This is a genomic window from Longimicrobium sp. (genome assembly GCF_036280135.1).
Classification (GTDB): domain Bacteria; phylum Gemmatimonadota; class Gemmatimonadetes; order Longimicrobiales; family Longimicrobiaceae; genus Longimicrobium.
Genome location: NZ_DASURI010000231.1, coordinates 1 through 23,327, shown reverse-complemented (window position 1 = coordinate 23,327; position 23,327 = coordinate 1). Strand labels below are relative to the sequence as shown.

The window sequence follows — 23,327 nt, the reverse complement described above, 5'->3', positions numbered from 1 at the left end:
GGGTTCGGAGGCCGCCCAAGGCTCCTCGTCCGGCAACGGTGGTAGTCCGTCCGCCGGCATGACGAATGCGCCGAGATATGGCTCCATTCCGGGGTACCGCTTGTCTCCGGGCGCGGCGACGACCGGCGGCGGACCGGACTCCGGCACGCCGGGGAGCAGTTCCAGGAGCCGCGTACGCATCGAGGGCGAGAATACGGGCGGAGCGGCGGCCACGACTCTTCGGACGCGACGGTTCCACACCGGATCGAGCGGATCCATCCGGTCCACGAGAGCTGTCACCTCCGAGGCGGCGAGCCGCAGGTCAACCGTGGCAAGCGCCAGCCGCAGCGCGGCGAAAGACGCTTCGTCCGCATCGGCGGAGCCCGGAACGATCGTTTCCCGCGCGCGCTCAATCGCGCCCCGTGCCATGTCCCAATCGCCCGCGTCCATCGCTTCTTCCGCGGCCGTCAGGTGCCACCTGGGCGAGTCTTCCACCGGCGCCCGCGGCGGCTGGTGTCCGAGTGCCCGCAGTTGCGCGGCGGGCGAGCGCGCCGCCGCGTCCGGCGTGGTTCTTCCCGGCATGGTCGCTCTCCGTTGAGCCTCTCAGCGGAACAGGTCGCACCCGGCGGCTGAGCCGACCGTGAGCGACGCCGAGGCGCCGTACGTGGTTCCCCACCCGCTCGTGCGGCGAACCACAGCCAAGGTCCAGCGACGCTCGCACACGCCGAGGCGGACGCCCGCCGAAAACGAGCTTCCCTCTCCTCCCCACGCGTAGGACAGCCGCACCGGCAGCGTTCCGGGGCCGGCGTACGCGAGCGTGTACGGACCGGCCTCCAGCTCGGGCTCCAGCCCCCCCTTGCTGACCGGGGTGCGCATCGCCACGGAGAGCGAGCCTGCGTCGCTCTCGACCGTGGCGCCGAGGCGCAGCACCGCGGGGTAGCCGAATGCTTCCCACAGCGCGCGCGCACGGCGCGCGTCCTCCGTGCCGTCGTCCTCGGTGCCGAGAAACGGACTCTGCGTCTCCGTCACTTCCGCTTCCCCGCCCTCCCGAGGGATGATCGAAGCGACGCGCACCCGGGGGCCGTTCCTTGGCCGGAATGCCCCGGAGACGAGATTCGTGACCGACGCACCGACTCGGATGCGCTCCGCCGGCTGGGCGAGGAGCCCCAGGTCCAGCCCGTATCCCGGCACGTCATGGATCACGGTTTCGCGATACACCTCGTCGCCAGGCTTGTCGGAGAGGAAGGAGCCGCGCGCGTACTCGTGCACCCACCACCCTTTTGCCGTCGCCCCCAGCCAGAATCCGCCCAGCAGCGGCACCCGGCCGACATGCACCCCCCGCGCGAGCGCGAGCACCGTCGCCGTCGAGCGCATCGTGGAGTCCGGCGAAACCGGACCATCAAGGCCGCTTTCACCGCCGAGCGCCTGCGCGATAGGCCCGGGGACCACGCCAGCGGCGGCGTGGTGCGACGAGAGCCCCAGGACGAAGTCCCGGTGCTGGGTTGCGAGCCACTGCACCGCGCCCGCGGCGAGCCCGGTCTCGCCCCCGCCGAACCGCATGCCGGGCCAGCCGGCGCGGCCGGGAAGGCCGTCCACGCCCAGGGCACGCGCCGGACGTGTCCACGCAGCCGCGGGGAGTACGTCAAAGTCGACCGCCAACGCCGTGTAGGACGACAGCGGGCCGTCGTAGACGCCGACGAGGGCAGGATTCCAGAGCAACGCGTCAGTCCTTCGTGCCTCCGTCACGGCGGCGTCACCCAGGCCCGCCGCGGTACCGATCGAGAGGGGCTGCTGCGCGATCACCGCTGCGCACGGGACGCAGCACAGGGCCGCTGCCACGGCCAGGGAAGGGAACGTCATGGGCGCTCAGGATAGGAGGTGGCGAAGAACGAAATCGCCGCGCACGGACTCCGGAGCCGAGCATGGCACCACGTCGGCGGCGAGGAGAATGCAGAGGGTGGCCGCGACCAGGCAGGCGCCGAACGGTGCAGGCGCGGCCGAGCCTCGAAGCAGCGGACGGGTGCGTTGCCCTGCGGTAATGCTCGCGAGGGCGAACAGGGAGGCGAGAAGGACGATGTCGAGCGTGGCCTCCGCGCCGCAGACCGCGCCGACGCACGCCAGGACTCCGTAATCCCCGGCCCCCATCGCATCGCGCCCGGTGGTAAGGCGAGCCAGCGCCGCCAGCGCAAAGATCGTGGCGATCAGGGCGAGCACACCGAAAACGCGGTCCGCGACCCCGGCCCATCCTCCGGCCGCGCCCGCGAGCCCCAGGCCGGCCACGATTCCCCCGACCCACGGCAGGTGCGGGATGCGGAGGGTCCGCTCGTCGCAGACGGCGATCCCCAGGAAGAGCCAGCCGACCAGGGTCCCGGCCGCGGCGGCGCCCGGGCCGGGAGTGACGAGCGCCGCGGCGAGCGGGATGCCGGCCCCAGCCGTCTGTGCCGGATCCCACCGGCGGAGGTGAGCCGGCCAAGCGCAGACGTGTGGGCGCGGCTGGTACAGTGGGAGGTGCGGCGCGGGAATCCTTCGCGCCACGGCCGCCCACCACGCGCCCGCCAGCGCGCCCGCAGGCACCGCCGCGCCGAGCAGGAGCGCGGTCGCTGCGGGGATCATCCGGGCCCTACCGGGAGCCTGGTTCCGGCCCGTGCGATCGCGCGCACCCAGAGGTACAGGTCCGTCGCGGCGCTCTGCAGCCGCCGGCGGCCGGAGGCCGAGACCTCGCAGCCGAGCGGCTCCGGGCCCTCGTAGCGAACCTCGATCACCAGCCCGGTCCCAGCCGTCCGCAACTCCGCCGCGATGCGTACCGGCGTGCCCGCGTCAGGCCCGCCATCGCAGCGTACGTCGCCGGCCATCAGTCCGGGAGCGATCCAGTCCCCGTACACGGTGGCTCCACCCGCGCCGACCCCGCCGAGCCGCACGGGTGCGGGCCAAGCGACGGGCCGAACTGGCACGCGCGTCCCCATAAACGGGAGCCCGCTGAAGAAGGCGGCGGCGGTTGCGTCCACGGCGAGGCGGACTTCCCAGCCGTCCGCTGGCCGCCAGCCGGCGTCGCGCGACGCGCGCGGGGCGGGACCGGGCTCAACGCGCTGGAGCGCGGGATAGACACCCGCGGCTGAGGGCAGTGCATCGGGGCTCTCGGCGACCGGTGCACAGCCGGCCAGGAGCAGCAGCGCGGACCTGCAGAGCTTGGCCGAGATGCGGATCGGGCGGCGGCGCATTCACGGTTCGCGGAAGGGGGCCGGACCGGACGTGTCCCAGGTCCGGCCGTCCGGACTGGACGCGACGAGCAGCGCGTCGGGTGACGAGGGTGCACCGAGCGTGAGCCACGCCTCGGCGCCTGCCCCCATCCGATATACCCCGAGGAGGAACAGATCGCCGTCGGCGGGCTCCACCCGGTAGCTCCAGAGCACGCCCGGGCCGCTTCCCGCCGCCGCGACGAGCGCCGATCCGCGCCCAGGGCGGCGGAACACGAGAAGCGCGGCGCCGCGGACCTCCACCCACTGCACGAGGTCCGCTGCATCGAACCCGAGCGCCTCCCCCGCCCCGCCCATGCGCACGCGGTCGGTTTCACTGGCGGCGCGGGCGGGCGCATACCGCTCCGTCGCGGCGGCGCACGCCTGGCGCGCCACCACCGCCTCCACGTTCCCGCCGCCGGCTGCCGCCGAGCGCCCGATTCCGCGCAGCTCTCCGATCCGGCGGGATGGGAGAGCAAAGTCGATCCGCACGATGCGCTCGCATCGGCCGATCACCGCCCACTCCCCTTCGATTGACGCAGGTGTGGGGGTCCCGTGGATCCCCAGGTCGTGGAATGCCACACGGCCGCCTGGCCGGGGCAGCGCAAGGAGTGGATGGCGAAGCGCAACCCCCCGCGGTATCCCCTGCGCCGGGGAGGGGCGAAACCGCTCCGGGCCTGCCTGCGGCGCGGGCGCGGAGTTCTGGCCAGCCGTATCCGGTGCCGGGGGAGGAGTTGCCGTGGCGACCTGCACCCCCGGGGCTGGAGGCACCGCGGCTGGCGGAGGAGGAGCGGCCGGCTGCGGTTGTGCCACGTGCTCCCCGGAGGTTTCCGCGCCGCGCAGGACGGCGTACGCGCCGCCGAACTCCGGGCGCGGCGTAGAGACGAGGAACGGCTGAAAGCCGGGCGCGGGCGGCATCGCGCCGGGCGCCATCCGAGCGGAGACAACAGCCGAATCCCGCCGCTGCTCAAGCGGGCGCTGAACAGCGCGTACCGGACTGGCGGGGGACTGCTGGGACGGAGCCGCACGGCCGGGGCGGGCATAGCTGCCGATCGTGATTCCGACCGACAGGAGGATTGTGGCAATCGCCGCCCGGCGCACCACCGGATGATCTGCAGGCATCCTCACGGCTCGCCTCCGAACATCGTGTGAAGCACCGGTTCCAGGGCCATGGCGAGCGGATCGTCTGGATTTGCCATCTCACGGAACAGGCGCGCGAAGGTGCGGGCTTGGCGCGCTTCCCCGGCCCGGGCAGCGAGCTCGAAGAGCACGGCCGCCTGCCGGGGCGATGAAACCCAGTCGGTGCCGGCGTCGCGCACCCAGCCCTCGACTGTGACCCATGCCTCTGCCGCACCAGCGCTCCCGGTGCGGACCATGAGGAGCAGCGCGTTCAGGGTGGTGTCGGTCTGGAGGACCCAGGCATCTGCGCGCCCGCCATGCGTGGAGAGGTGGAGGGCAGCGTGGCGAAGCCGTGAAATCGCCTCGCCGGGGGCCACCTCGGCCGTCAGGAAGGCGAGAAGCAGCTCCTCCTCCACCGCCCACTGCGAGGCGCCCTCGGCTTCCTGGAGGAGCCTGCGGGCAGCCGCGCCGAGCCCGAGCTCGATGAGCACGAGGGCGGCGGCATGAGGACCGGGTGCAGACGGTCTGGCGGGCGTCGCCGCCCCACCGCGCCGCTCGTCGTCGAGGCGCGCGAAGTAGAAACCGATGCGCTGCACCGTCTCCTCGATCTCGCCGGCGAGGGTGGGGCCTGGCGCGGCGAGCACGGCCACCTGCAGCTCGGGCCAGCCGCGAATCTCATCCAACTGCGCCAGCGTCGCGGCTCGATCGGGCGCGGGGCTTCGCCCCGCCACGAGCACACCCACCACCGCCGCGCCCGCGGTGCGTACGTCGACGTGGACCACCGCCGCCCGGTCGGCGGCCCAGGCGGCGACGCGGCCGGGACGGCCGCGCACCTCCAGGTACGCCAGGGCTTCGAGGAGCGTCGTGCCGCGGGGGAGAACCAGCGCATCCTGTGGGTCCGAGGCGGCCGGCGCTCCGATCCAAACCGCCGCGAGTGGCGGCCAGGCAACGTCGGCCGCCGGCGGCGGCTCCACGAGCCCGGTCAGCCGAACGACTACCCCCTCCCCAGCATCAGCGGACCACGTGAAATCCCCGCGGATGTGCTCCCAGGTGGCCTGTGAGGCGACGAGCACCAGCGGCACGCCCGCAGACCGGCACCGGCAGGCGAGATCGGCGAGCGTGCCCGCCTCGGCTTCCGTGGAAGCCAGAACGACCGCCGCACCACCCTTCTGCAGGTCCAGCCCCACGCCTGTCGCCTTCGCGTCGGCCGGGGAGAATCCGACAGTATCAAGGTGCAGGTGCGCGAGGTCGCGGACGACCGGCAGTGCCCGCTCCTGCGAGAGGAGGACGAGCGGGTTCCCGGGGCCGCGCGGATCCGTGACGAGCCGCTGGACCGCGCTGCCGATCACACCGCCTTCGGCGGATGGGCCCGTGTGGGCGCGGGGATCGAAGACGAGCGCGTCCGGGCCGTTGGCAAGGTCACGGACCTCACGAGGAAGGTCCTCCACCGGCGTCTCGCCCCAGACGACCAGTTGCACGCCCTCCCGCGCCGCGCACCAGCGGCTGGCCTCCAAGGCATCGGCTTGACCACAGAGCAGCAGCACCGGCGTGCCCTCACGCGCGCGCGTCCCGTCCCAGTCCGAGAGCCGCGTCGCCGTGCCCGCCACGGCGTGCTGCAGCGCGTCGCGGAGAACGTCGGGTCCAGGTAGAGGGCCGACGTAGACGATGCCGTACAGCGTGCCGGGGGCGGCAGCGAGTGTTGCGCACATCGGCGAGAGCGCGAAGCGAAGCTGCTCGTGGAGAAGATTTGGGCGAGGCGCGGCCGCCAGCGTCTGCATCGGCACGGTGCGACTGTGAGGGGTGAGCCGGGGGGCCTCGCGCCGCACGCCGACAACCGTCCGGCTTCCAGGAGGGTACCAGCAGTGGCATTCCCCCTTGCCCTGCGCGACGAACCCGATGCTGACGGATACCCCGAACCGCACCTCGGCGCCGACGCCACTACGAACCATTCGCCAGATCCGGGCGGCCGTCCGTGTGCTGGAGGACCGATGGCTTCAGGCCGCCACGGCGCCGGCGGGTCGGACTCTGGATCTGGAGCTCCGCGACCTGCTCGCCCTGGCCGGCCGTGTGGCCGCCCCGGGCCTTGAAGGCCACGCCGCGCGTGTCGGGACCATCGCCCACGCGACCGCACGGGCGGCAGCGTGGAAGGAAGAAGACGTTGAGGAGCTGCCGCTTCACGGGGCTCTCCACGACATCGGCAAGGCGGGCGTAGACCCCCTTATCCTGGCCAAGCCCGGGCCCCTGACGCCGGAGGAGAAGCGGAGCGTCGAACGGCACGCGGCGATCGGTTACCGGCTGCTCGCATCCCGTGTCCCGCTCCTGCGCCGCGCCGCCCGCGTCGCGTGGCAGCACCATGAGCGCTGGGACGGGACCGGCTACCCCCGCGGCCTCGCGGGGAAGCAGATCGACCGCCGCGCCCGCCTGGTCGCAATCGCCGACGTTTACGACGCCCTCACTTCAACCAGGCCGTACAGGCCGGCGCTCACGCCGGAGGAAGCGCTGCAGATCATGCGAGCGGGGCGGGAGAGCCATTTCGACCCGCACCTGCTGGACGCCTTCGTCCAGGCGTGGACCCTTGCCAGCGGCCAGTGGGAGTGCGTCGCCGGCTGACCCGCCGGAGGCTGCGGGCGCTGGCCCGCGCCCTCCGCGCATCCGGCTCCGGGCTCCTGCTCTCGGCGTGCATGAGCGCCGGCGTAGCTACCTGGCGTCTCCGAGTCGTCACGACGGCGCCCGCCCCCGCCCTCCCACCGCCTTCCGCCCCCGTGGCGAATTCGCAGGCCACCATTGCCACCCGGCCAGCCGAGCCGGGCCAGGCGATCGTGAACCCTTCCGCGAGCGCGCCCGGGCAGGTGCTCGCAGCGGTCCGGGCGCGAGCCGCGCAAGCCAACCCCGCCGTTCCAGCGGCGGAGGTGGACCGCTGGATCCTTCACTTCGTGGGCAACCCGGAGCGGCGTCGCTCGCTCGAGGATGCGCTCGGGCGGATGGCGCGCTTCGAGCCGCTCGTGCGTGATGCCCTGCGCCGGCATGGCGTTCCTGCGGATCTGATGTACCTGCCCTTGATCGAGAGCGAGTTCGTGGAAACCGCGGTGAGTCACGCGGGCGCGGCCGGCATGTGGCAGTTCATGCCGGGGACCGCCCGCCTCAACGGGCTGGAGGTGTCGGCGTACGTGGACGAGCGGAAGGATCCCGTCCGCGCGACGGACGCCGCGGTCCGCCACCTGGCCGACCTGTATCGCCAGTTCGGCAGCTGGCATCTCTCACTGGCCGCCTACAACGCCGGTCCGGTCCGCGTGGAGAACGCGCTCCGCCGCCACGCGGCGGGGGCGCGCGGCGACGAGCGCCTGTACTGGAGCATCCGCCCGCGCCTGCCAAGCGAGACGAGGAACTACGTGCCGCTTTTCCTCGCCGCCACCGAGATCGCCCGGGCCCCGAGGGGGTTCGGCCTCCAGCCGCGCCCCGCAGCCGCGCTGGCATTCGCGGAGGTGTGGGTGCCCGGCGGTACCCCGCTGGACGTGGTCGCGCGAGAGCACGGCGTGTCCGGCGCTGCGCTCCGGCAGCTCAACCCTCACCTGGTCCGCGGAATGACACCGCCGGGCCGATGCTGGCCGGTACGCGTCCCGCCGCGCCCGCCGGCACTCACCCCTTTAGACTAGAAAGCGAGAGAATGAGCACGGCGCCAACCGGCGCGACGGCCTTGTCCGCCGCGCCCGAGCACGCACAAGACCGCGTCGTGGACCGGCTCGTTGCGGCGGGACTCGTCACCGCCCGCGAGCTGGAAGCAGCAGTTGCCGCCCGTGACGCGGACGGAGGCGTCCGTGGCGGGCTCCTCTTCCACCTGATCGAGAGCGGCGCGCTTGGCTCCCACCAGGTGCGCGACGCGCTGGAACGGGAATTCGAGCAGGCGCCGCTGGATCTCGCGGCTGAGGTCCCGGACCGAGCGATCACCGGACTGATCCCCGCCCAGCTCGCGCGCGAGCTGGGGGTGGCGCCCCTGGGTCAGGTCGGCCAGACGCTGCAGGTCGCGATGCGAGATCCCTCCGACACAGGCGCGCTCGCCCGGCTCCGCGGGCAGACCGGGCTCGACGTGCAGCCGGTGCTCGCCGACGAGCATTCGTTCTGGCATTTCGTGGAGCGCTGCTACGCGGGCGCGGACGAACTCTCGCGCACCGCGGGAAGGGCGATCGAGGCGGTGCTCCAGGACGAGGAGCTGGTGGGGAGGCGGCGGAACGACGCCGTGGAGCAGGAGGTGCGGGAGGCGGCGGTGCCGGCCTTCGTACGCGAGGTGCTGCACGACGCGAAGCGCCGCCGTGCCTCGGACGTGCACTTTGAGCCCTTCGAGGACCACACGCGGGTCCGCTACCGGATTGACGGGAAGCTGGTCGTGACCCGCCGCGTGGATGACCCGCGCGTCGCCGGCCACATCGCTGGCCACGTGAAGTACCTCGCCGGGATGCGCTCCGCGAGCGACCGGATGCCCCAGGATGGTTCGCTCACGCTCAGCATCGATGGGCGGGACGTGCAGTTCCGGGTCGGCACGCTCCCGACCATCAACGGTGAGAGCGTGGTGCTCCGGCTCCTCGACGACTCCGACGTGCCCGCGGATCTCGGGGCGCTCGGCATCGACGCACGTGACCGCGCGGTGCTGGAGCGCGCGATTCGCGCGAAGAAGGGGATGCTGCTGGTCACCGGACCCACCGGCAGCGGGAAGTCTCTCACGCTGGCGGCCGTGCTCGCCTCGATCAATCGCCCCGATATCAAGATCCTCTCCGTGGAGGACCCGGTGGAGCGCCGGCAGCCGGGCATCCAGCAGGTGCAGGTCCTTCCCCATGACACGGACCCTGCGCTGGACCGCAGCTTTACCGCCGTGCTGAAGGCGTTCCTGCGGCAGGACCCGGACGTGATGATGGTCGGTGAGATCCGGGACCTGGAGACGGGCGGGATCGCGATCAAGGCGGCGCTCACCGGGCACCGCGTTCTCTCCACCCTGCACACCAACGACGCCCCATCGACCATCACGCGGATGGTGGACATGGGCCTCGAGCGCTTCGTGCTCGCGGGCGCGCTCCGCGCCATCGTGGCCCAGCGGCTGGTCCGCCGCGTGTGTCCCCGGTGCGCGGAATCCTATCTGCCCGAAGAGCACGAGCTGGTCGCGGCCGGGCTCGACCTCGCGGTGGCGGGCGGGCGGGCGTTCCGCCGCGGCCGCGGTGTGTCCCCGTCCGGGGTGCGATGCGAGGCCTGCACCGGGTCCGGTTACCGGGGCCGCATCGGCGTGTTCGAGGTGCTCGAGGTCACGCCCGCCATCCAGCGCCTGATCGCGAGTGGCGGGAGCGAAATGGAGATTTCGCAGGCCGCCCGTGCCGAGGGGATGCGCACGCTCCGCCAGGCCGCGCAGGCCCATGCCCTCGCGGGGCTCACCACGCTGTCGGAAGTGACCGAGGAAATCGCGCTCTGATCCCCACCATGAGCTTCACGTACGATGCGGAGCCCGCGGTCGCGCCGGCCGACCGCGCCGGCGAGAGATCACGCGGTGAGCACGGCGAGAGCGCGTTTGCCACCGCGCTCGCCTACCTGGCCAGCCTGCACGGGCCGGCGGCGAAGCGCGAGTTGCCCGACTTCACTCGCCAGTTGGCTACGCTGCTGCAGGCGGGCACCAACCCGCCCGAGGCGCTGGAGACCCTTCGTGGGGAGATCCAGTCCAGGGAGCTGCGCGCGGCCGTGACGGCGCTGGAGGTGGCCACCAAGCGGGGCCTTCCGCTGCATGCGGCGATGCGCCGGCATCCGCGCGTGTTCGATCGTGTGTACACGGAAATCGTGGCCGCGGGCGTGAAGGCGGGCACGCTGGAGAAGATGCTCGTCCCCCTCGCCGATGGCCTGGTCACGGCGGAGAAGATCCGGTCCAAGGTCGCCCGCGCGATGATCCAGCCGCTGTTCTCGCTGGCGGCCACCTTCCTCGGTGGCTGGTACGTGATCCAGAAGGTGGTGCCCACGTTCGCGGGGATCTATGAGCGCGAAGGCGTCGAGCTCCCGGCGGTCACGCGTGCACTGCTGGCGCTTGCCGAAGCTGCGGAGTCCGTCGGGGACGCGGGGCTGATCGCGGCCGGGCTGGCGCTTCTGGCGCTGCCGCGCGTCCTCGCCGCGCCCGCCGTGCGTGCGGTTACCGACCGGGTGGTACTGCGGCTGCCGATCGTCGGCCCGCTCGCGCGGATCAGTTCGGTGTCGAGCTTCATGCGGTTCTTCTCCATGCTCCTGGCCACCGATGCCATCCAGGAGGCGGAGGCCATCGAGCTTGCCGCGCAGACGGCACGGAATTCAGATGTCGCGGCGCGGCTGGCTAATGCGGCACGGGACGTAGCGGCGGGGACGCACAAGGTTTCGGGGGCGCTGAAGAAGACCGGCGTGGTGCCGCCGGTCTACGTGCAGATCCTGCGGACGGGCGAAAACACGGGCAAGCTCACCGACTTGGCCACGTACGCGGCGAATCGGCTCGAGGAGAAGGTGATGGATCAGGTGGAGAAAGCTCAGGCTGCGGTCGTGCCGCTCGCGACCTGCGTGGTGATCGCCGTGGTGGCAGTGATGCTGGTGGGGCTCTATGGGCCGATGACCGGGTTGTACCAGGTGCTGCTTCGCTAGAATTCGGTCGGCAACCACTTGGCGGTGTCGGGCTAACGCTGGGGTGACAATACTCCACGAGGTACAAGCGGGCGCCGCACATCCTCTCGCCACTCGCCAGAAGCCATGTTATCTTCCATGTACTGGGTAGAGAGTTTTGACTTAATCATTTGAGAAAACTAACGAACATCCCCGTTTGACTTTTCCAGTCACCCGGCCAGCTCCGTCCGCCGACCGCCACGTCCATTTATGCCACGATATGCATTGGCGCTGATCTTCAGATCGGCTGCGACGCACGATGTTTCGAGTGTGACGGTCCCGCCGTACGTTTCCTGCCATCGACGCACCGCTGTGACGCGGAGGGGGTCGCTCTTGGGGGACGTCATCCGCCTGAGCAGGTCCCTGAATGGATGCTGAACATCCCGCGACGAACGGGCGGGGAACCCGCAACGATCTTGTTCGGCGGATCGAGGAAATCGGACAGTGGCAGCGAGGCGGCGAGCGGGCGCCCCACAAGCCCCTGTTGCTCCTCTACGCCATCGCGCGCGCGGCACGGCGGGAGCCCAGGATGGTGAGTTACGCCACGGCCGAGCCCATCCTGCGCCGACTGCTGGAGCAATTCGGTGCCCCGGGCAGACGGCCGGCGCCAGAGTACCCCTTCTGGTATTTGCAGAATGATGGGCTGTGGGAGCTCGAGGGTGTCGGGGACGCGCTCCCGAGGCGAGGAGGAACGAAAGAACCACGCGTGAGTGCGCTGCGTGCAGGAATCTCGGGCGGCATGCCCCGATGGGCTTTCAGCGTGCTCGCCTCGGATCGACGGCTCCGTGGGCGGATCATCCGCTCCCTGCTCACCCGAAATTTTCCACGTTCGCTCCATGGCGACGTTTGCGCGGAGCTCGGTATCCCTGTCCTCTCGGTCAGCGACCGAAGGCGGGACGCACAGTTCCGGCGTGACGTACTACGGGCGTACCGGAGCCGCTGCGCCGTCTGCGGATTCGACGTTAGGCTCTGCCATCAGCCCTTCGGAATAGACGCCGCTCACCTGATGTGGTGGCAGGCCGGAGGACCCTGCGAGACGCCGAATGGCCTTGCCCTTTGCGCCCTGCACCACCGGGCCTTCGACCGGGGCGCCATCGGAGTTTCAGCGAACCGGAAGATCTTGATCTCACTGGATCTGAGCGGGGACGAGGCTTGGCTTGAGCGTATGTTCTATGACTTCTCAGGCAGAGAGTTGCGCCCTCCGCAAAGACGTGCGGAAGAGCCGGACGAAAGATTCGCGGCGTGGCACCGCCAGCAAGTCTTCCGCGGACCGGCGCGAGACCCCTGAACACGTAATCCATGCCCCTCCGCGACCTGCCTCTTCGCCCGGTACTTGAAACCTCAACCCGTGATCTCGTCCGGGAGTTCTTCATTCCAGCCCTGAGCGAGTCGGTGAAGTATGACCGCGGGGTCGGTTACTTCACGTCCTCTTGGCTGAAGCTTGCGGGGGGAGGACTGGTCGGGCTCGCGCGGAACGGGGGCCGCGCTCGTATCGTAGCGAGTCCGATCCTCTCCGCTGATGACTGGGCGGCCCTCCGCGAGGGCGAGGACGCGCGTGTCGAGCCAGCGCTTCACGCCGCGATGAAGCGGACCCTGGATGAGCTCGCCACCGATCTGGTCGGGGACACGCTGGCGGCCCTTGCATGGATGGTCGCGGATGAGCTCCTTGAGTTCCGCATCGCTGTACCCACAGCCGACTTGGACGGCGATTTTCACGACAAGTTCGGTATCTTCGGCGATGCCAACGGCGATGCACTCGCCTTCCACGGATCCTCAAACGACAGCGCACAAGCGTTTCGCAACTACGAGTCGATCGACGTGTTCTACGGCTGGGCCGACGAACGCGATGCCGAGCGGGTAGTCCGCCACCAGGCCAGGTTCGAACGTCTGTGGAGCAACCGCGACGCGAATGTCCGGGTGTTTGCCCTCCCGGAGGCGATCCGCCGGAATCTCGTCGAGTTTGCCGATTCCACGTCTCGCCCCTACCCCGCGCCTGGTTCGGGCGTGAGTGACGAACCGCGTGATGACCGCTGGCGCCATCAGCGCGCTGCCTTGGCGGCCTTTCTCGAGCACCGCAACGGCGTGCTGGAGATGGCCACGGGGACAGGCAAGACCCGTACGGCGCTCATGATTATGGAGGAACTGCGTAATCGGGGCTTGATCAAGAGCGCGATCGTCGCGGCGCACGGGACGGATCTCCTTGACCAGTGGTACCGGCAGCTACGAGGCGGCGTCTTTCCCGTTTACCGCGCGTACGAGAACCACCGGGAGGCACTCTCCTATGCGAACTACCCCGACGGGGCACTGCTGCTGGCGTCGAGGGAGAAGCTGCCCGAGGTGCTGCCGCGCCTGTCGGCCCGCCTCGCCCCGGAGACGCTCCTGGTCTGCGACGAGGTGCACGGCATGGGGGCTCCGGGCAGTGTGAGCGCGCTCTCGGACCGACTCTCTCCCTTCGGCTTTCGGCTGGGCCTTAGCGCGACTCCTGAACGCGAGTACGACGCGGAAGGAAATGCCTTCATCACCCGTGAAATCGGTCCCGTCATTTACAAGTTCGGGCTCCGTGAGGCCATTGAGCGTGGAATCCTCTGCGGCTTCGCCTACGTCCCCCTCGACTATTCGTTCACGGACGAGGACCGCTCTGCAGTACAGCGGGCGATCGCGCGCTTCCACGCTCGTGCGAAGGCCGGCAACCCCGCGCCGATCGAGTCGCTGTACCAAGAGATCGGAAAGGTGCGGAAGCTCTCTCCGGGCAAGCTGCCGCCATTTCGGACCTATCTCCGAGCGCATCCCGAGTTGATGCAGCGCTGTCTTGTCTTCGTCGAAACGATGGAGTACGGCCTCAAGGTCCAGGAAATTCTCATGGAGGCGCGCGGCCGGTTCCATACGTACTATGGCGACGACGAGCGGGAGAACCTGGTGCGCTTTGCTAAGGGTGAACTGGATTGCCTCGTGACCTGCCACCGGATCTCGGAAGGAATTGACGTCCGCTCGGTGAACAACGTGGTGCTCTTCTCCTCCGCCCGCGCCCGGCTTGAGACCATCCAGCGCCTGGGGCGCTGTTTGCGGATCGATCCGGAGAACCCAGACAAGCGTGCGACCGTCGTGGACTTCATCCGCGTGGACGACGAGTCCGACGATCCGGAGAGTGATCCCGGTGCCGACCGCGAGCGCCGGGACTGGCTGACCGACCTCGCCACGGCACACCCCGAGCAGTAACCGCCCCCACCTGTCACCTACTGGAGTTCACGTGTACACCGAGTTGAAGGATGCGGCGGAGGCCGTTCTGGGTCGGAGCGACCAACCAGAGGAGTTCAAGCGCCGTTTGCTTCGCCTCATCGAGAACGCCACGCACGACAACCTCTCCGACAGTGATCTCCGCGAGGTGATCCAGCGGGCGGAAGCCGATGAGATGGAGGACTGACATGGACGTTCGCATCCAGGGCTGGAGATACGAGAACATCCGTGGCGGTATGCGTGACGTGGAGATTGACTTCGGCCACGCGCCGCCGCGATGGGTTCTGATCCAGATGCCCAACGGCACGGGGAAGACGACTACGATGGCGCTGTTCCGGGCTGTGCTCGCGGGTGAGCCGCTGCCCGGGAGCGTCGTGCGCAACTTTCGGCCGGACGAGGAAACCGAGAACGGGCGGTTCGAACTCCGCCTCCTCATTGATGGGCGCCCAGTGCGCCTGGAACTCCGGCTGAACTACCAATCAGGCGAGGCCACGTACTGGACCACGCGGGCGGCGCTTACGGCGGGCGGCGTGGAGGAGGGCCGGATTCTGCCGGACGAACTCGGGCGACTCATTACGCCTGAGTTTACCCGCCTGTTCGTCTTTGACGGTGAGATGGCCAAGCAGATCCGAAACGTCGGCATGGACCGGGCCGCCTCCGCTGTTCGAATGCTTTACCGGCTCGACAAGCTGCAGGAGTTGGAGCGCCGGGTGGATCGGCTCGTAACCGAAGAGCAGGCGCGCGTTGCGGCCATCTCGAGCGCGCAGACGCCGCAGGGACTTCGGCAACTGGAGAGCCGGTTTCAGACCGCGCAGGACACGGTGGCCCGCCTCGAGGCGGAGGAGAAGCGGTTGCGCGGGCGCATCGCAGCAGCGGAGAAGGAGCAGGAGCGGCTGTCGGTTGCCCGGACCGACCGCCTTCGAGCCGATCAGGGGCTACGCGACCGGGTGCAGCAGATCACAGAGGCCCAGCAGACCGTTGAGCGAGAGATCGTGGAACTGGCCAAGAGAACCCTCTCGACACTGCGAAGCCCTGCTATGCTCCACCCGCGGGTCCTGGCGCGGCTTCGAAATCTGGGAGGGAAGATGGAGCGCCTGAAGCTCCCGAAGACAATGTCCGCGGAGTTCTTCGAGGAACTGGCGGAGCACACTGAGTGCGTCTGCGGCCGTCCGATCGGAGCGGAGGAGCGGCAGGCGATCCTGGACCGTGCGCACGAGTACCTGGCCGAGAATCAGATCTCGGTTATCAACGCGATGAAGCTCGCCGTACGCCACAGCGAGGCCGATCCCCGCGAGGTGACGGAGGAGGTGAACGGCTTGAGGAGTCGTCTGCGGACGCGCCATCAGCTCGCGCAGCAACTCGAGGAGCTCCAAGAACGGCAGATCGAGTCTGGCGACGACGAGCTTGCCCGTCTCCAGAGCCAGACCGAAGCGCTGGAGCGTCAACTCGAGAAGGACAACGATGCGCTGAAGCGGCTTACTGTGCGAGATCCTTCGCTGCAGCGGTCCCTGGGCGTCGACTGGAAGTCCAACCTGCCTCTGGCGCGCGCACAACGAAACGAGAGGCAGGAAGCGTGGCACACGGCTACGAACACGCGGCGGTTCCTGGTGCAGGCGCGCAGGACTGCGTCACTCATCCGCTCGATTGAGGAGAATGCCTTCGAGCGTCTGTGCGAGCGGGTCCGGAAGGCTACCAACGCGAAGATCGCGACCTTCCTGCCCAGTGAATCCATCCGCGTCTCGCGAATCCATGGAGCGTTGGAAATCGCGACCGAGCGGCTTGCCGCGAAGGCGGATCTGAGCGAGGGGCAAAGCCTCGCCGTGGCGTATGCGTTCCTTACCTCCCTCTTCGAAGACGCGCCCTATCGCCTCCCGTTCATCGTGGATAGCCCGGCAGTTTCACTCGACATCGCCGTCCGTCGGGAGGTGGGTGAGCTGATCCCTGACCTGTTCGAGCAGATGATCATGTTCGTCATCTCGAGCGAGCGATCCGGCTTCGCGGACGCGTTCTACGACCGTCCGGGCGTGCAGTATGTCACATTGTGGCGCGAGACAGAGGACCGCACCGCTGTGGAGTTCGGCTTGGACCGTTTCCGCACGTTCCAGGACCTGGAGCCAGAGCTACAAGAGAAGCATCAGCCGGCTCTCAGCGGAGGAGGTGTCGCTTGAGCTTCGTATTTCCGCGAAATGCCCGCGCCTATTTCCGGTCCGTCGCTGAAGCGCGTCCGGGTGCGCCGCGCTTCGACAGCATGTTCGACGAGTACTACCTCTGCCTGATGATCGGTCTGGATGCCCGCCGTGTCACTGGGGAGGAGGACATGGAGGACGACAAGTTTTATGATTCCTATCCCAAGGAGTTCCAGGGACAGGCCGACATCATCGCCGGCCTGCTGATCGATGCCGAGCTCGACCGGCAGGGCATCAGCGCCGACGACCGGGCGAGCATCGAGCGTGAGATGGTGCGACTCCTGGACCACCGCTCGCCGGTAAACCTGAGCGCGGACGGCATCAGGTTGCTCAACCAGTATGCGGCGGCCGGCTTCAAGATGATCCGTGACAGGGTCATCGCGCCTCACAGTTTGGAGGATTTCCTCATCGCCTACCACGATCTGTGGGTGACTGAGTCGGTCGAGGTATAAAGGTAAACGCTCGGAGCTATTGGTGTTCGAGTGACTCATGGCGTGCATCCAGACTGCATCCGAAACTCTCAAAGCGGGGATACAGACTTGTACATGGATCAGCTTGAGGTCGAGTCCCTGCCGGTTGGGCAGATATTCCTCGATCCAAACAACCCGCGCTTCTGGACGGAACAGAACGTCAAAGAAGTACCCGATCGACGGGTTCCGGATGATCGCGTCCAGAGTGACACGCGTGCGCGCATAGACAAGCATGGGATTGAGGATCTCTACAACAGCATCCTCCGGAACGGTTTTCTATTGCTCGACCGGATCGTGGTCCGACCGATCGAGGGTCACCCGGACAGATACGTACTGGTGGAGGGCAATCGGCGCTTCCGAGCGCTGACAAAGCTTCGCGACGATATTCAGAACGGGACCGTAGCAGAGGAGGGAGTTGATGAGGATTACCTTGAGAGGCTGCTGACAAGCACCAATAGCCTTGAAGTGCTCGTGTTCCGGGGCGCCGGAACCCACGATATCTCATGGATGCTGCAGGGCATCCGTCACATCAGCGGTATCCGTCCTTGGGAGCCAGCTCAGCGAGCTCGGCTGGTGGCGGAGCAAGTTGACCAAGAAGGCCACGGCTTCCGATCCGTCGGGCAGCAGTTCGGCCTGTCGCCACAAGCGGTCGGCAGGCTCTACCGGACCTACAAGGCGCTACAGCAAATGCGGGCGGATGACGAGTTCAGTGCGAAAGCGCGGAACGACTACTTCTCGCTTTTCGAAGAGGCATACAGGAACAGCACACTCCGCGAGTGGCTTGGATGGAATGAGGAGGAGCGCCGCTTCATGAACACTGACCGGCTAAAGCGCTTCTATGCTTGGATCTCCCCAGATGATGAGCACCCGGACAAACGTCGTCGCCTCCACGACCCGAAGCAGATAAAGGAACTTGCATACCTAATCGAGAACGAACACAGCACATTGCTTGGCGAGTTCGAACGACACGACCTCTCGATCGGCGAAGCTTATGGACGCGCGTCCACGGGTTCAAAGCCAAAGGATTGGCGCAAATCCTTGGAGGCGGCGCGTGCTATCGTGGCGGATCTTCCACAGTCCGCATTCTTCGACGAAACCGCGGATTTCATCGCCGAACTCGATCAACTTCTTGAGGCCATTCGCCAGCGGCGAGATGCGGCCGAGCGACTACTGAATGCCTAACGCGCGTTTCGGGGACCTCGGCGATGCGGACAAGGCGGTGCAACGATTCGTCCTTGAGTCGCTGGAGGTTACGGTACTTCGCCCCGATTCTCCTCCCACGATCAACATCGACGTCGAGTTCTCGCGATTCCTCGTCACCCACGGGGTTGAGGAACTCGTAGCGACGGAGGTCGCCGAGGAACAGCGATCATTGGTACGTCGCAAAGTGCAGGAATACATCGGGCGGTGGAGCGGACAGGGCGTTTTGACGCCGCTGAACTTCATCGTCGAGAGCGACGAGGTGGTGGTAAGCTGGAGCCATGAGCGATTCGCTGAACTCACAGGCGGGGATGCTCCTGGGCGGGAGTTCGTAGCTGTATACGAATGGCTCGGTGCGCAAACCAACCGCGACTTCCTGCTCCCTTGCCTTTGTTTTCTTAAGCTCCTCGGATGTGATCCGATTTTCGTTACGGACAGCCCACGCGACGAAGGAGTGGATTGCATCGGCATCATTGATAATGGGGGCCTGAGATCGACTGCAATTTTCATCCAAGCGCGCTCGAAAAACGAACTGATTTCCGGTGACGCACTGCTCCAGGAGTATGCGAAGTACTCGGCGCTGCCACGCACGGAGAAATACATGAAGTACCTCACCGCTCTCGGCGTTCCGAAACGGCAGGACGGGACCGGCTTTCTCTATGCAGTGCTCACCAATGCTGATTTCAAGTTTGCAGCGCAAAACAATGCCACGCGTCTGGGGGTGCTGCTAAGATCGCGCCGGCAACTTGCCCAGTTACTATCTCTCCATACCGGCCGAACGACGCTGGAACATTTGAAGGCACAACTGAAGCTCCCGAACGCCGGCGATCTGACCACGAACTTTGCACCACGTCTCGTGCTCTGATCAACCTATGCCAGCTCGGAGAGGCCCTGCTCCCGCACCAGTTCCGGAGCCCACCGCGTCGCGGAGGCGCGCGGCGGCTGCGGCCAGCGCTTCGGCCGCCCGTTCAATTTCCTCGTCGGTCGTGAATCGCCCGGGCGCGAGCCGGAAGGCCTGCCGAGCGCGCCAGCCCTCCCCGAACATCGCCAGAAGCACGTGTGACGTACGGACCTCTCGGGTGGAGCACGCGCTGGACGCCGAGAAGCTCACCACGTCGCGTAGCGCCCGCATGAGCGCCAGTGGTTCGACGCCTTCTATCGAGAAGGATAGTGTGTGAGGCAGCCGAGCCTCGCTCGGACCGTTGCGCCAGACGCCCTCCAGCGAACCGGAAAGCCGGGAGGCGAGACGCTCCGTCATTTCCTGGAGACGCGCGGCATCGCGCTCACGCCGGCCACGCGCAACCTCAAGCGCAGCACCCATTCCGACGACTAGCGGAGTGCTCACGGTGCCCGAACGGAGGCCGCGCTCCTGCCCACCCCCGTGGACCAAGGCAACCAGGCGCGGCCTGGGCCGGCGGCTGCGTACGTAGAGCGCGCCGACGCCCTTCGGCCCATACGCCTTATGGGCGGAAATGCTAGCCAGGTGGAGCCCCACTTCGCCGACGTTCACGGAGACGTATGCCGCCGCCTGCGCGAGGTCGCTGTGGAATAAAACGCCAAACCTCTCACAGACGGCGCCGATTTCCCGGAGCGGCTGGAGAGCGCCGACCTCGTTGTTGGCGGCCATGACGGAAACAAGCCGGGTCCGATCCGTGATTGCGGCCGCCACCTCGTCCGGATCGACCCTGCCCTCGCTGTCCACTCCAACGTAAGTGACTGAATGCCCTTCACGCTCGATGGCCCGGAACGCCTCGAGCACCGAGGGGTGCTCGACAGCAGTCGTGACGAAGTGCCCAGGCTCGCCAAGCGCTCGGGCGAGTCCGACAATGGCGAGGTTGTTCGCCTCAGTGCAGCTCCCGGTGAATACGACCTCCTCGGCCCGAGCCCCGATCGCACGTGCCACCGCCGCGCGCGCATGCTCCACGGCCCCGGCCGCCTCATGGCCGTAGGCATGATCGACGCTGGACGGGTTGCCAAACGCCTCTGTGAAGTACGGCAGCATGGCCTCGAGCACGCCCGGGTCGACAGGTGTCGTGGCGTTGTGATCGAGGTAGATGGGTCGGAACTGGTTTGTGCCGTCCATTTTCAAGCGCTCCGGGCGAGGCGTGCGATCTCCAGCGGACCTTTCGCGCGGACGAGCAACGTCCCGAGCCCCCGGTGGATGTGGGCCCGGAGCCGAGCGATCAGCTCCGCGTCCGGAAGCGGCGCCTCCTCAGCCTCTTCCTCGACGAAACGCAAGAGCGCGAAAAAGGCGTCCTCGTTCGCACCGGTCAGGGTGTAGGCGTTGAACTCCATCCCTTCCTCGTCGGGAGCCGTAACACCATTCAGCGGGCCCTCGTCGAGCGACTGCATGAGGGCAATCCGACAGAGCAGATTGGGCGGAAGCAGCGTCCGCTGCCGGACAGTCCGGATCCGGCTGGTCGCCTCGGCCGAGATCCTAAGCTTGCTGTAGCGCAACTTCCGCCTCCCGGCTGTGAGGAACTTCCCAGAAGTATCCTGCGTGCACCTCGGTCCGGCCTTTCTCCGGGTCGTATTCCAGGTGATACGCATGGGAAACGGCCGGTGCGACGCGGGCGAGCAGACCCGCATCCACCTCCGTGTCCGTAGAAAGCATAACGACTTGGTGACTGACCTCGGGAAAGTACCTCTCGACGAGATTCAGCCGGTGGTCCGAGTCTAAACGAGCGAGCGGCGTGTCGATGATCATCGGGAGCGCACGTCCGCTGGTGCGCGCTAGCGCCCAAAGCATCGCGATCGCGTAGACCTGTTTCTCGCCAGCGGACAGCGCGTCCTTGGCGATCTCTCGCCCGTCCCGGTCGATGAGAGTGACTGAGAAGGTTTCGGGATCGACCCGCACGTCCGCGATGACGTCTCCCTTGCGGGCGATGCGGTTGAAGCACGCGGCGAATTCGCCGCGCAGCTGCTCGATCTTGAGGTCGAGCAGGCGCCGCTCATAGTCGGCAAGCACGCGCGAGGCGCGCACAGCAAGCTCACTTCGATGCTCGGCGGACGCCCGGCTCGATTGTTCCTCCAGGATACGGGTGCGCTCACGGTCCAGCTGCGTTATGCGCAGCCGCAGGCGGCGCACCTCCTCCTCGCGCATGCGCAGCGTTGCCTCCGTCGCACCTACGCGCTGTTCGGCCAGGCGAAGCTCGTCCAGCAGGACATTACCGGAGGCGTTGTCGGCGCGGGCCAGCAGGGAGGTGAGTTCCCGCTCGCGTCCCACAAGTTCAGCGAGCGCGCCGGCGATCTCCGCGGCCTGCGGCCGTGCCACCTCCTCGGCCTGCTCGAACAGACCCAGGAGAACGGCGCGGTCCGATGGATTCGGCGGGACACCGGGCGGGAGGGAGTCGCCCTGCTCCGACGAAGCCCACTGGCCGAGAAACGCCTTGAGGTCGCTCCAGTGCCCCTCATCCCAGGCTCCACTCCGCAGAGGGAACTGCCCTTCGCGCCAGCACTCAGCCGCGATGCACAGGTCCCGCGCCACCTGCTCGCGGGCCTCGCGCGCAAGGACCGACGCGGCGGAGCGAGCGGCACGCCGGAAACGGTCAATCAGGCGTGGCGCAACGGTAAAGGGAAGCAGCCCGTTAGCCAGTTCGCGGAGTTCCGCCTGGTATCGCGTGATGCTCCGCGCCACCTCTGCTCGCCTCTCTTCCAGCGCGGTGCGCTGCACGGCGAGTTCTCCCCCCTCGGCCGCGAACCGGCGGCGCGCAGCCTCAGCGGCGCGAGACTGCCCCTCACGTGCCGTGTGGAGTTCGGCGAGACCTTCGGTGAGCTCCGTGGCCTGCTCCTCCAGCACGGTAAGGTCGCGGACGATCGACTCGAGCCTGGCCGCGAGCTCGGCCTCCTCGCCGCGTTGCTGGCGCGCGATGAACAGGCCGAGGTCAGTCCGGAGCCGTGAGACGAGATCAATGCCGAGCAGCCCACGGATGGCGGTGGCAAGGTGCTCTTCCTCGTGGTCGCCGTCGGCGATCTCCTGGATGCGCTCTCCGTCGAAGAAGAACAGCTGCGATACCCCAGGCGGAATTAGCTCCTGAAGGAAGTGATGCCACTCCTCGCGCGGGACATCCGCCACCAACGATCCGTCCTTCTCCACCACCAGGGACTCCACGACGGACCGACCGCGCGCGCTCCACGCGCGGCGCACCCGGTAGTGGTGAATTACCCCGTCCTCAGCGTAATCGAAATCCAGACCCACCGCGGCCTGCGACGGAACGACGGCGTCTCCGCCGGGACGGTGGATCCGCCCCCGCAGGTATTCCTCGTACTGACCGGTTGCGACGCGGCTGCCCAGCGCGCGGCGGCCGTACAGGGCGAGCCGGATCGCTTCGAGCAATGTCGTCTTGCCGACGCCGTTCTTCCCTCCAACGAGCACGATTGGACGCTGCCGGCCGCGCCGGGTGCGGGGAGCGAGGTCCAGTTCCAAGCGGCCGCTGTACAGCCCAAAATTTTCAAGGAGGATGCTTTGGAGGATCATGCGTCCCCTCCCAGTGCCAGCTCAGCATCCTCGTTGACGTCAGCAGCGTCGACGCCGCGCTCCGCGAGGAGGTCCTCTAAGCTGCGCCACTCCTGCCGCAGCACCTCCTCAATGCGCGTGTGGACCGCGTGGCGCCGCTTGAGCCCGTGCGCCGAGCGCTCCACATCAAGCAGGCGCACAAGCAGGGCGGTCGGGACATCGTGCGCCTCACACAGCTCCGAAAGTAGACGCCAGTCCCGACCGTTGAACGTGACGTGGTCCTCGATCACCCAGTCCAACTCGCGACCGAGCGCGTCGCGCACGATGGCCGGGACCGAATCCTCCCAGTCGCCGCGTTCGCTCCGCCAGATGCGTCGGATCTCATGGAGCTCGGCATCATGGATCAGGAGCGGCGCTTCGCCCGGCGGAGCCTCTCTCTGCACGCGGACCTGCGTCTCCAGGAGGCGGCGAAGCAGCGTGCGGCAGAACTCAAGCGTGTACGGCCCCGGTACGGGCGTGTTCGTGCCGCGGATGAAGTCCACTTGGCCACTCTTGCGCCGGAAGTCCCGGTACAGGCGCTTCTTCGTGGGATCCTGCGTTTCGGCCAGCAGGTCGCGGAACTCCAACAGCGGCTCGAGCCATTCTTCGCCGGAGTCGATCATCGCCTCCATCGCGCGGTCCTTCTGCACGACCGTGCAGACCCAGCAGCCGAAACGGGAGTTTCCGCAGCTCGGCGTGGTGTCGTCGACAACGAGGGGGCACTCGCCGGCCTGCGCGTTCCGGTAGATGGCGATCAGCTCCC

General features: G+C 68.0%; 20 protein-coding genes and 1 pseudogene. 11 read left to right on the top strand and 10 right to left on the bottom strand.

Annotation, left to right across the window (positions count from 1 at the left end):
* From VFZ20_RS07175 to VFZ20_RS07150, 6 genes are all read right to left on the bottom strand, one after another.
* Nucleotides 1–561, bottom strand: a 561-nt coding sequence (locus VFZ20_RS07175; RefSeq protein WP_329683163.1) for a hypothetical protein, incomplete at its 3' end; no start/stop codon positions are given.
* A 21-nt stretch (nucleotides 562–582) separates the two neighbouring features.
* Nucleotides 583–1,839 (bottom strand): hypothetical protein, encoded by a 1,257-nt coding sequence (locus tag VFZ20_RS07170; protein ID WP_329683162.1) that lies wholly within the window; start codon nucleotides 1,837–1,839, stop codon nucleotides 583–585.
* Nucleotides 1,840–1,845: 6 nt separating this feature from the next.
* A complete protein-coding gene (locus VFZ20_RS07165) occupies nucleotides 1,846–2,592 on the bottom strand; it encodes a prepilin peptidase (protein WP_329683161.1) in 747 nt (248 codons plus the stop codon).
* Entirely contained in the window at nucleotides 2,589–3,197 is a 609-nt protein-coding gene (locus tag VFZ20_RS07160; protein ID WP_329683160.1) for a hypothetical protein, read from the bottom strand. The genes VFZ20_RS07165 and VFZ20_RS07160 overlap by 4 nt, the downstream gene beginning before the upstream one ends.
* Nucleotides 3,198–3,794, bottom strand: a complete 597-nt coding sequence (locus tag VFZ20_RS07155; RefSeq protein ID WP_329683159.1) for a hypothetical protein — start codon at nucleotides 3,792–3,794, stop codon at nucleotides 3,198–3,200.
* Nucleotides 3,795–4,336: 542 nt separating this feature from the next.
* Entirely contained in the window at nucleotides 4,337–6,109 is a 1,773-nt protein-coding gene (locus VFZ20_RS07150; protein WP_329683158.1) for a hypothetical protein, read from the bottom strand.
* Nucleotides 6,110–6,227: 118 nt separating this feature from the next.
* Between VFZ20_RS07150 and VFZ20_RS07145 the strand changes: the two genes are divergently transcribed.
* The 11 genes from VFZ20_RS07145 (at nucleotide 6,228) to VFZ20_RS07100 (ending at nucleotide 18,934) form a co-directional block, all read left to right on the top strand.
* Nucleotides 6,228–6,941: an HD-GYP domain-containing protein gene (locus VFZ20_RS07145; RefSeq protein ID WP_329683157.1), complete on the top strand. Its 714-nt coding sequence runs from the start codon at nucleotides 6,228–6,230 to the stop codon at nucleotides 6,939–6,941.
* Nucleotides 6,942–7,093: 152 nt separating this feature from the next.
* Nucleotides 7,094–7,984 carry a lytic transglycosylase domain-containing protein gene (locus VFZ20_RS07140; RefSeq protein ID WP_329683156.1) on the top strand — a complete coding sequence of 297 codons (891 nt, stop codon included), beginning with the start codon at nucleotides 7,094–7,096 and terminating at the stop codon, nucleotides 7,982–7,984.
* 11 nt (nucleotides 7,985–7,995) lie between these two features.
* Nucleotides 7,996–9,783 (top strand): GspE/PulE family protein, encoded by a 1,788-nt coding sequence (locus VFZ20_RS07135; protein WP_329683155.1) that lies wholly within the window; start codon nucleotides 7,996–7,998, stop codon nucleotides 9,781–9,783.
* 8 nt (nucleotides 9,784–9,791) lie between these two features.
* Nucleotides 9,792–10,961 (top strand): type II secretion system F family protein, encoded by a 1,170-nt coding sequence (locus VFZ20_RS07130; RefSeq protein WP_329683154.1) that lies wholly within the window; start codon nucleotides 9,792–9,794, stop codon nucleotides 10,959–10,961.
* Between the two features lie 385 nt (nucleotides 10,962–11,346).
* A complete protein-coding gene (locus VFZ20_RS32895; RefSeq protein WP_414682926.1) occupies nucleotides 11,347–12,267 on the top strand; it encodes a phosphorothioated DNA-binding restriction endonuclease in 921 nt (306 codons plus the stop codon).
* 11 nt (nucleotides 12,268–12,278) lie between these two features.
* A complete protein-coding gene (locus VFZ20_RS07125; RefSeq protein ID WP_329683153.1) occupies nucleotides 12,279–14,195 on the top strand; it encodes a DEAD/DEAH box helicase family protein in 1,917 nt (638 codons plus the stop codon).
* Nucleotides 14,196–14,226: 31 nt separating this feature from the next.
* Nucleotides 14,227–14,400 carry a hypothetical protein gene (locus tag VFZ20_RS07120; protein ID WP_329683152.1) on the top strand — a complete coding sequence of 58 codons (174 nt, stop codon included), beginning with the start codon at nucleotides 14,227–14,229 and terminating at the stop codon, nucleotides 14,398–14,400.
* 1 nt (nucleotide 14,401) lies between these two features.
* Nucleotides 14,402–16,381, top strand: coding sequence for an AAA family ATPase (locus VFZ20_RS07115; RefSeq protein ID WP_329683151.1), 1,980 nt, complete (start codon nucleotides 14,402–14,404; stop codon nucleotides 16,379–16,381).
* Nucleotides 16,378–16,851 carry a hypothetical protein gene (locus tag VFZ20_RS07110; RefSeq protein ID WP_329683150.1) on the top strand — a complete coding sequence of 158 codons (474 nt, stop codon included), beginning with the start codon at nucleotides 16,378–16,380 and terminating at the stop codon, nucleotides 16,849–16,851. The genes VFZ20_RS07115 and VFZ20_RS07110 overlap by 4 nt, the downstream gene beginning before the upstream one ends.
* A 93-nt stretch (nucleotides 16,852–16,944) precedes the next feature.
* Nucleotides 16,945–18,051: a ParB N-terminal domain-containing protein gene (locus tag VFZ20_RS07105; protein WP_329683149.1), complete on the top strand. Its 1,107-nt coding sequence runs from the start codon at nucleotides 16,945–16,947 to the stop codon at nucleotides 18,049–18,051.
* Complete coding sequence (locus VFZ20_RS07100; protein WP_329683148.1) at nucleotides 18,044–18,934, top strand: hypothetical protein; 891 nt, start codon at nucleotides 18,044–18,046, stop codon at nucleotides 18,932–18,934. Before VFZ20_RS07105 ends, VFZ20_RS07100 begins: the two co-directional genes overlap by 8 nt.
* Here the strand turns inward: VFZ20_RS07100 and VFZ20_RS07095 are convergent, their stop codons facing one another.
* From VFZ20_RS07095 to VFZ20_RS07080, 4 genes and pseudogenes are all read right to left on the bottom strand, one after another.
* Nucleotides 18,935–20,152 (bottom strand): cysteine desulfurase family protein, encoded by a 1,218-nt coding sequence (locus VFZ20_RS07095; protein ID WP_329683147.1) that lies wholly within the window; start codon nucleotides 20,150–20,152, stop codon nucleotides 18,935–18,937.
* Between the two features lie 2 nt (nucleotides 20,153–20,154).
* The gene (gene dndE, locus VFZ20_RS07090; RefSeq protein ID WP_329683146.1) at nucleotides 20,155–20,526 is read right to left on the bottom strand and encodes a DNA sulfur modification protein DndE; all 372 of its coding nucleotides are present in this window, start codon (nucleotides 20,524–20,526) and stop codon (nucleotides 20,155–20,157) included.
* Nucleotides 20,507–22,546 carry a DNA sulfur modification protein DndD gene (gene dndD, locus VFZ20_RS07085; protein ID WP_329683145.1) on the bottom strand — a complete coding sequence of 680 codons (2,040 nt, stop codon included), beginning with the start codon at nucleotides 22,544–22,546 and terminating at the stop codon, nucleotides 20,507–20,509. Before dndD ends, dndE begins: the two co-directional genes overlap by 20 nt.
* A pseudogene (locus tag VFZ20_RS07080) lies at nucleotides 22,543–23,327 on the bottom strand (DNA phosphorothioation system sulfurtransferase DndC); the annotation flags it as partial. The gene dndD and the pseudogene VFZ20_RS07080, both read right to left, overlap by 4 nt.

What these genes read in the sequence shown, in the direction of transcription:
- VFZ20_RS07170 (WP_329683162.1), bottom strand. Translation starts at nt 1,839, where the DNA reads ATGACGTTCCCTTCCCTGGCCGTGGCAGCGGCCCTGTGCTGCGTCCCG.
- dndD (WP_329683145.1), bottom strand. Translation starts at nt 22,546, where the DNA reads ATGATCCTCCAAAGCATCCTCCTTGAAAATTTTGGGCTGTACAGCGGC.
- VFZ20_RS07160 (WP_329683160.1), bottom strand. Translation starts at nt 3,197, where the DNA reads ATGCGCCGCCGCCCGATCCGCATCTCGGCCAAGCTCTGCAGGTCCGCG.
- VFZ20_RS07150 (WP_329683158.1), bottom strand. Translation starts at nt 6,109, where the DNA reads ATGCAGACGCTGGCGGCCGCGCCTCGCCCAAATCTTCTCCACGAGCAG.
- VFZ20_RS07135 (WP_329683155.1), top strand. Translation starts at nt 7,996, where the DNA reads ATGAGCACGGCGCCAACCGGCGCGACGGCCTTGTCCGCCGCGCCCGAG.
- VFZ20_RS07130 (WP_329683154.1), top strand. Translation starts at nt 9,792, where the DNA reads ATGAGCTTCACGTACGATGCGGAGCCCGCGGTCGCGCCGGCCGACCGC.
- VFZ20_RS32895 (WP_414682926.1), top strand. Translation starts at nt 11,347, where the DNA reads ATGGATGCTGAACATCCCGCGACGAACGGGCGGGGAACCCGCAACGAT.
- VFZ20_RS07100 (WP_329683148.1), top strand. Translation starts at nt 18,044, where the DNA reads ATGCCTAACGCGCGTTTCGGGGACCTCGGCGATGCGGACAAGGCGGTG.
- VFZ20_RS07095 (WP_329683147.1), bottom strand. Translation starts at nt 20,152, where the DNA reads ATGGACGGCACAAACCAGTTCCGACCCATCTACCTCGATCACAACGCC.
- VFZ20_RS07105 (WP_329683149.1), top strand. Translation starts at nt 16,945, where the DNA reads ATGGATCAGCTTGAGGTCGAGTCCCTGCCGGTTGGGCAGATATTCCTC.
- VFZ20_RS07115 (WP_329683151.1), top strand. Translation starts at nt 14,402, where the DNA reads ATGGACGTTCGCATCCAGGGCTGGAGATACGAGAACATCCGTGGCGGT.
- VFZ20_RS07125 (WP_329683153.1), top strand. Translation starts at nt 12,279, where the DNA reads ATGCCCCTCCGCGACCTGCCTCTTCGCCCGGTACTTGAAACCTCAACC.
- VFZ20_RS07165 (WP_329683161.1), bottom strand. Translation starts at nt 2,592, where the DNA reads ATGATCCCCGCAGCGACCGCGCTCCTGCTCGGCGCGGCGGTGCCTGCG.
- VFZ20_RS07145 (WP_329683157.1), top strand. Translation starts at nt 6,228, where the DNA reads ATGCTGACGGATACCCCGAACCGCACCTCGGCGCCGACGCCACTACGA.